Origin of the sequence: Flavobacterium sp., assembly GCF_049318325.1 — a bacterium.
GTDB lineage: Bacteria > Bacteroidota > Bacteroidia > Flavobacteriales > Flavobacteriaceae > Flavobacterium.
In genome coordinates this window covers 1-6,209 of sequence record NZ_JBMOGQ010000131.1, presented here as the reverse complement: position 1 = coordinate 6,209, position 6,209 = coordinate 1, and the positions used below count along the sequence as shown (strand labels likewise).

Sequence of the window (6,209 nt, the reverse complement as noted above, 5' to 3'; positions counted from 1 at the left end):
AAAAAATAAAAATATAATTATACTTTTAAATAACTTCATTATTCTAATTTTACGATGTAAAAATAGCAGTATAGATTACTAAAAGTATATAATCTTTTGTTAAAAGAAACAATTCAATACTAATGAAGAAAATCATCCTCGCCAGTACGTCAACCATTCATGGTGGAAACTATTTAGAATACTTATTGCCTAATTTAGAAATTCACTTCAAAGAGTGTGATGACATACTTTTTATTCCGTATGCCCGTCCCGGCGGAATTTCGCATGATGATTATACATCTACTGTTCGTAAGGCTTTTGCCAAAATAAATAAAACAGTAAAAGGGTTACATGAATTTGAAAATCCAATAGAGGCGATTAATAATACTAAAGGAATCTTTACTGGAGGCGGCAATACTTTTTTATTGGTAACTCAGTTATATCAAAACAAGGTGATGGGAGTACTGGCAAAAGTTATAGAAAACGGAACACCCTATCTTGGATCAAGTGCGGGGAGCAATATTGCCGGATTGACAATGCAAACAACGAATGATATGCCTATCATTTATCCACCGAGTTTTAAAACATTGGGATTAATCCCTTTCAATTTAAATCCGCATTATCTCGACGCTGATTTACAAAGTAAACATATGGGCGAAACACGAGAAACCAGAATTAAAGAATTTCATGCTTTTAATGAAACACCTGTTTTAGGATTACGAGAAGGAAGCTGGTTAGAAGTAACTGATTCCAAAATAATTTTAAAAGGAGATTTATCGGCAAGGCTGTTTATACAGAATCAGTATCCTGAAGAATTAGTGTCTGAAACAGACCTATCGTTTTTGTGGAAATAAAAAAACCTCAAACTTTCGTTTGAGGTTTAGAGCGGAAGACGAGGCTCGAACTCGCGACAACCAGCTTGGAAGGCTGGAGCTCTACCAACTGAGCTACTTCCGCAATGCGACTGCAAATATATAGAATAACATCCTTTTGATGCAAGTTTTTTTTAAAAAAAAGATATTTCAATATTAATTCAACTTAACTCAACTTTGTAAGTTACTTGTAATGAAAATGTTGGGAAACCATTTTTTTTGGTAAAAAATTTAAGCTGATAACCTTGAAAGTATTTCTTGAGCTAATGAAGGATGATATATAAATAAACAAGATTTATCCTTTATCACTTTGATAATTTTTGCATTCATCTCAACAGGAATGGCAGGACAACCCTGACTTCTACCTAATCTCTTATTTTGCTTGATAAATGTTTCCGAAACATAATCTGCGCCATGAATTACAACAGCTCTTTCTCTAGCTTTATCATTTAATCCTTTTTCAAGTCCATCTAATTTTAAAGACTTTCCATGCTTACCGTCATAAATTTCGCCAGTGGCATAAAACCCGATGCTACTTTTAAAGGATTCTGCTTGGTTAGAAAATTCTTCCGCAAATTCTTCACCCGTATTTCTACCATGAGCTACTAAAGTTTGGAACAAAACAATATTTTTTTCTAAATCAATTACCCAAAGACGTTTCATGTTGGAAGATAAACTAAAATCAATCAGAGTTAAGATATTTTTTTTAACAAGTCCTTTTTCTTTTAACAAATGAAATCCATCCAAAGCTAAATTGAAACAATCAAAACTTGGCAAAACAAAAGAATTTGCATCTAATTGATTATAAATAGACACATTTTTTGAAACAGTATTAGTTTCTGTTTTAATATTAATCTCAGCGGAGTTTGATTTGTTCGGAAGACTGGTAAAAGACATCAACAGAACAATAAAAAACAAAGGAAAATACTTATAATTCATTGATGATAATAGGTTTAAGAGTTAGATTTGGTGTTACAAACATATACTAAAAATTGAAAAATAATTGCATTTTAGTTTTTTTTAAGCAAAACTTAATTTTTTAACTTATTGTAGGTGAATGATTTTATTAATTCCAAAAGTTGCAATTTTGATTAAATTATTTACTTTTGTTTGACTAACCTCAATTCAAATGCCCAAATATTCATGCTACTTCATTTGCATAATTTTGCTTATTACAAGCAAGATGTTTGGTCAAAATTCAAAAAAAACACTGCTTACTAAATCTACTACAGAAAAAATAATAATCGACGGGAAGTTTGATGAAGCATCATGGAAAAATGCTGAAACCGCAACTGATTTTCTGATGACTAATCCAGATAACGGAAAATCCGAAAAACCCGAAAGAAAATCTGAAGTTAAAGTGTTGTATACTAATGAAGCACTTTATATTGCTGCTAGTTTGTATGATAATGAACCTTCAAAAATTGGAAAAGAATTAACGTTAAGAGACAATTTTGTGACTGCCGATCATTTTGGCGTTCAATTAAACGGTTATAATGATGGTCAACAAGAGTTCCGCTTTTTTGTTAGTGCTGCTGGTGTACAATTGGATTGCGTGTATACCGAAAATAATGGCGAAGATTTTTCTTGGGATGCCATTTGGGATAGCCAAACAGCAATTACCGAATCAGGTTGGGTAGTTGAAATGAAAATTCCTTATGCCGCTTTACGATTTCCTACTGATGTAAAACAAACTTGGGGTTTAAATTTTTATAGAGAAATTATACGAGACAGACAACAATTTTCTTGGAACTTAATCAATAACAACATCAATAACGAAGCCAATCAAGCTGGAATTTTAGAAGGTATTGAAAATATTAAAACACCAACCCGATTGTTTTTAATTCCCTATTCTTCTTTTTATTTGAATAGTAATAAATCTCAAAAAACGTATGGAGAAATTAGAGGTGGATTAGATTTAAAATATGGAATTAATGATGCATTTACATTAGACGCTATTCTTATTCCTGATTTTGGGCAAGTCAAATTTGATAATGTTGAACTCAACTTGAGTGCTTTTGAACAAGTATTTTCAGAAAACAGGCCTTTTTTTACTGAAGGTACAGATTTGTTTAATAAAGGTAACTTACTTTATACCCGCAGAATAGGTGAAAGCCCGTCTATTTCAATTGGCGATAACGAAACTATTGAAGAATATCCTAGCACTATAAAACTTATCAATGGTATGAAAGTTTCGGGAAGAACCAAAAGTGGTTTAGGAATAGGCGTTTTAAACTCGGTTACTGAAAACACAAATGTTGTTGTGAAGAATAACGACACCGGCGAAAGCCGATCAGCTACTTTGGCACCATTAACTAATTATAATGTGTTTGTGCTTGATCAACGTTTTAGAACAAATTCGTCCGTCTCGCTTGTAAATACGAATGTAACCCGAAATGGCGATTTCCGCGATGCTAATGTTTCTGGTTTGGTTTGGGATTTAAACACTAGGGCGAACTCTTATCAATTTCAAGGTAATTTTTTATACAGTATTATTAATGATGTTAATGATACAAATGGTTTTAAAACTTTTGCCGAATTCAACAAAACAAAAGGAAAATATCGTTATGGTTTCGGTGGAAATTATGTTTCTAATGATTTTGACAATAATGATTTAGGCATTAACTTTCAAACTCATTATCATTCTTTTTATGGAAATACCAGTTATCGAATTTTAAACCCAACGAAACTATTCAATAGTTTTAGATTTAACCTGAATGCATACTCTGAATTTGACAACAAAAGCGGCAAAATTCAGAATAACAATTTTAACATTAACATTAACAGCAATAATTTAAAAAATGATTATTTTGGTTATGGAATTAATTTCAGACCATTTATTATTTATGATTTTTATGAACCACGTTCAGTTGATCAAACAAAATATGTAATTTATCCTGAAACTTTTGGCGCGGTTTTATATTTTTCTTCCAATTACAATAGAAAATTTGCACTTGATTTTAATCCTTCAATCACTTTTTTTAATGAAAAAGACAGAACAAATTATGGCCTTTTAATTAGCCCGAGATATCGTTTTAGTGATCATTTATCATTTATTTATGATTTTAGATTTAACAGACAAAACAGAAACATCGGCTGGGTTGACTTTGATGAAAATAGCAATACTATTTTTGCTCGAAGAGATAGAATAACTTACACAAATACACTTCAGGTAAAATACACTGTAAATAACAATGTGAACTTAAATTTATCTGTTCGTCATTATTGGTCTTATGCGGTAAATCATGACTATTTAACCCTTCAAAATGACGGAACGCTTACAGATAATTTAGTTTACAACATTAATAAAAATTCCAACTTAAATACCTGGAATTTAGACTTATCCTATTCTTGGTGGTTTGCTCCAGGCAGTCAGATCTCTGTTTTGTATCGAAATAATTCTTTTTTGTTTAGTAGAGACTTTAATCATCAATTTGAACGAAATGTTAAAGATGCTTTTGATACTGATAATTTAAATCATATTTTTTCTATAAGTATTCGCTATTTTATTGATTACAATTCGATAAAAAATTCGCGATTTGTCAAGTCGTTTACCAAACCTAAAGAACGAATACATTTCTAAAACTAGTATTTTAGATTTATCTTTGAAAAAATATTCGCTATGAACAAAAAAGTAATCTTAATGATTTTGGACGGATGGGGCAAATCGCCAGACCCAAAAGTTTCCGCCATAGACAATGCCAATGTTCCGTTTATAAATAGTTTGTACGAAAAATATCCAAACGCACAACTCAGAACTGATGGCCTAAACGTTGGTTTACCCGAAGGGCAAATGGGGAATTCGGAAGTTGGCCATATGAACCTTGGTGCGGGAAGAATTGTGTATCAAGATTTAGCCAAAATCAATTTGGCTGTTGCTCATAAAACCATGAGCCAAGAACAACCTTTGATTGATGCCTTTCAATATGCTAAAGCAAATAACAAAGCGGTCCACTTTTTAGGATTGGTTTCTGATGGTGGAGTACATTCGCATACATCACATCTTCGCAGTTTAATTGATGTTTCGCAGGATTTTGGTCTTGAAAAGGTTTATGTTCATGCTTTTACCGATGGCCGCGATGTGGATCCAAAATCAGGAAAAAAATACATTGAGGATTTAGAAAATTACATAAAAAATTCAACCGTTAAAATTGCTTCTGTTGTAGGCCGTTATTACGCAATGGACAGAGACAAACGTTGGGAACGAGTAAAATTAGCTTACGATTTAATCGTAAATGGCATTGGAAAACACACTGTAAATTTAGTTGACAGCATCGCCGAAAGTTATGCCAATAATATTACTGATGAATTCATACAACCGCTAACGGCTGTTGATGCTAATGATACTCCTATTGCCACTATTCAAAATGATGATGTGGTGATATTCTTCAATTTCAGAACCGATAGAGGTCGTGAGTTGACCGAAGCCTTGTCGCAAAAAGATTTCCATGAATTCAATATGCACAAACTGAATTTGTATTATGTGACGATGACTAATTATGATGATACCTATAAGAACGTGCACGTTATTTATGACAAAGACAACATTACCGAAACGCTTGGTGAAGTATTAGAAAAACACAACAAAACACAAATCCGCATTGCTGAAACTGAGAAGTATCCTCACGTTACCTTCTTTTTCTCCGGCGGAAGAGAAAAACCTTTTCATGGTGAAAGCCGCATCTTGAAAAACTCTCCCAAAGTGGCGACCTATGATTTACAACCCGAGATGAGTGCTTTTGAACTTAAAGACGCTTTAGTTCCTGAGCTTAAAGAAGGAAAAGTGGATTTTGTTTGTTTGAACTTTGCCAACGGCGATATGGTTGGGCATACAGGCGTTATGGCTGCAGCCATAAAAGCGTGTGAAGCGGTTGACAAATGTGTAAAAGAAGTGGTTGAAGCTGCACTGGAAAATAATTATACTATCCTCATAATAGCAGACCATGGCAATTGTGAAACCATGATAAACCCAGACGGTTCGCCAAACACGGCACACACGACTAACCCTGTGCCGATAATTTTGGTTGACTCTGAATTAAAAACAATACACGATGGTGTTTTAGGCGACCTTGCCCCTACTATTTTGGAATTAATGGGAATTGAAAAACCCGAAGTCATGACTGGGAAGTCTTTGTTACAATAAAAGTTCTCTTTATTTGAGGCGTTTTTTACTGTAACCGTGAAGTTAGCATCTTGTGTTAGTGAAAAATTATTCGGTATATTTGATAGCTACAGCGAAACAAACCTTCGTGTATACAACCCGTTTTGGGAGGCTTTGCGAATGTTTGTTTCGGGTATAAACGAGTTGGCAGAAACCTTAGAAAACTGAATGAGAAACAATATTAAGTTAAAACTATA

General features: G+C 33.1%; 4 protein-coding genes and 1 tRNA gene. 3 read left to right on the top strand and 2 right to left on the bottom strand.

Annotation, left to right across the window (positions count from 1 at the left end):
- Positions 1 to 122 precede the first annotated feature (122 nt).
- Entirely contained in the window at positions 123 to 833 is a 711-nt protein-coding gene (pepE, locus tag ACOYLP_RS10170; RefSeq protein WP_422856061.1) for a dipeptidase PepE, read from the top strand.
- A 30-nt stretch (positions 834 to 863) separates the two neighbouring features.
- Here pepE and ACOYLP_RS10165 read toward each other — a convergent pair.
- Positions 864 to 936: transfer RNA gene (locus ACOYLP_RS10165), tRNA-Gly, on the bottom strand.
- A gap of 146 nt (positions 937 to 1,082) precedes the next feature.
- Complete coding sequence (locus tag ACOYLP_RS10160; protein ID WP_422856060.1) at positions 1,083 to 1,790, bottom strand: murein L,D-transpeptidase catalytic domain family protein; 708 nt, start codon at positions 1,788 to 1,790, stop codon at positions 1,083 to 1,085.
- A 244-nt stretch (positions 1,791 to 2,034) separates the two neighbouring features.
- On the opposite strand from ACOYLP_RS10160, the gene ACOYLP_RS10155 reads away from it, so the two are divergent.
- Both ACOYLP_RS10155 and gpmI read left to right on the top strand, forming a co-directional pair.
- The gene (locus ACOYLP_RS10155; protein ID WP_422856059.1) at positions 2,035 to 4,434 is read left to right on the top strand and encodes a DUF5916 domain-containing protein; all 2,400 of its coding nucleotides are present in this window, start codon (positions 2,035 to 2,037) and stop codon (positions 4,432 to 4,434) included.
- A 39-nt stretch (positions 4,435 to 4,473) separates the two neighbouring features.
- Positions 4,474 to 5,994 carry a 2,3-bisphosphoglycerate-independent phosphoglycerate mutase gene (gene gpmI / locus ACOYLP_RS10150; RefSeq protein ID WP_422856058.1) on the top strand — a complete coding sequence of 507 codons (1,521 nt, stop codon included), beginning with the start codon at positions 4,474 to 4,476 and terminating at the stop codon, positions 5,992 to 5,994.
- Positions 5,995 to 6,209 lie beyond the last annotated feature (215 nt).

Bases quoted from the DNA above. Each gene is read 5' to 3' on its own strand.
- gpmI (WP_422856058.1), top strand. From the start codon at position 4,474: ATGAACAAAAAAGTAATCTTAATGATTTTGGACGGATGGGGCAAATCG.
- ACOYLP_RS10160 (WP_422856060.1), bottom strand. From the start codon at position 1,790: ATGAATTATAAGTATTTTCCTTTGTTTTTTATTGTTCTGTTGATGTCT.
- pepE (WP_422856061.1), top strand. From the start codon at position 123: ATGAAGAAAATCATCCTCGCCAGTACGTCAACCATTCATGGTGGAAAC.
- ACOYLP_RS10155 (WP_422856059.1), top strand. From the start codon at position 2,035: ATGTTTGGTCAAAATTCAAAAAAAACACTGCTTACTAAATCTACTACA.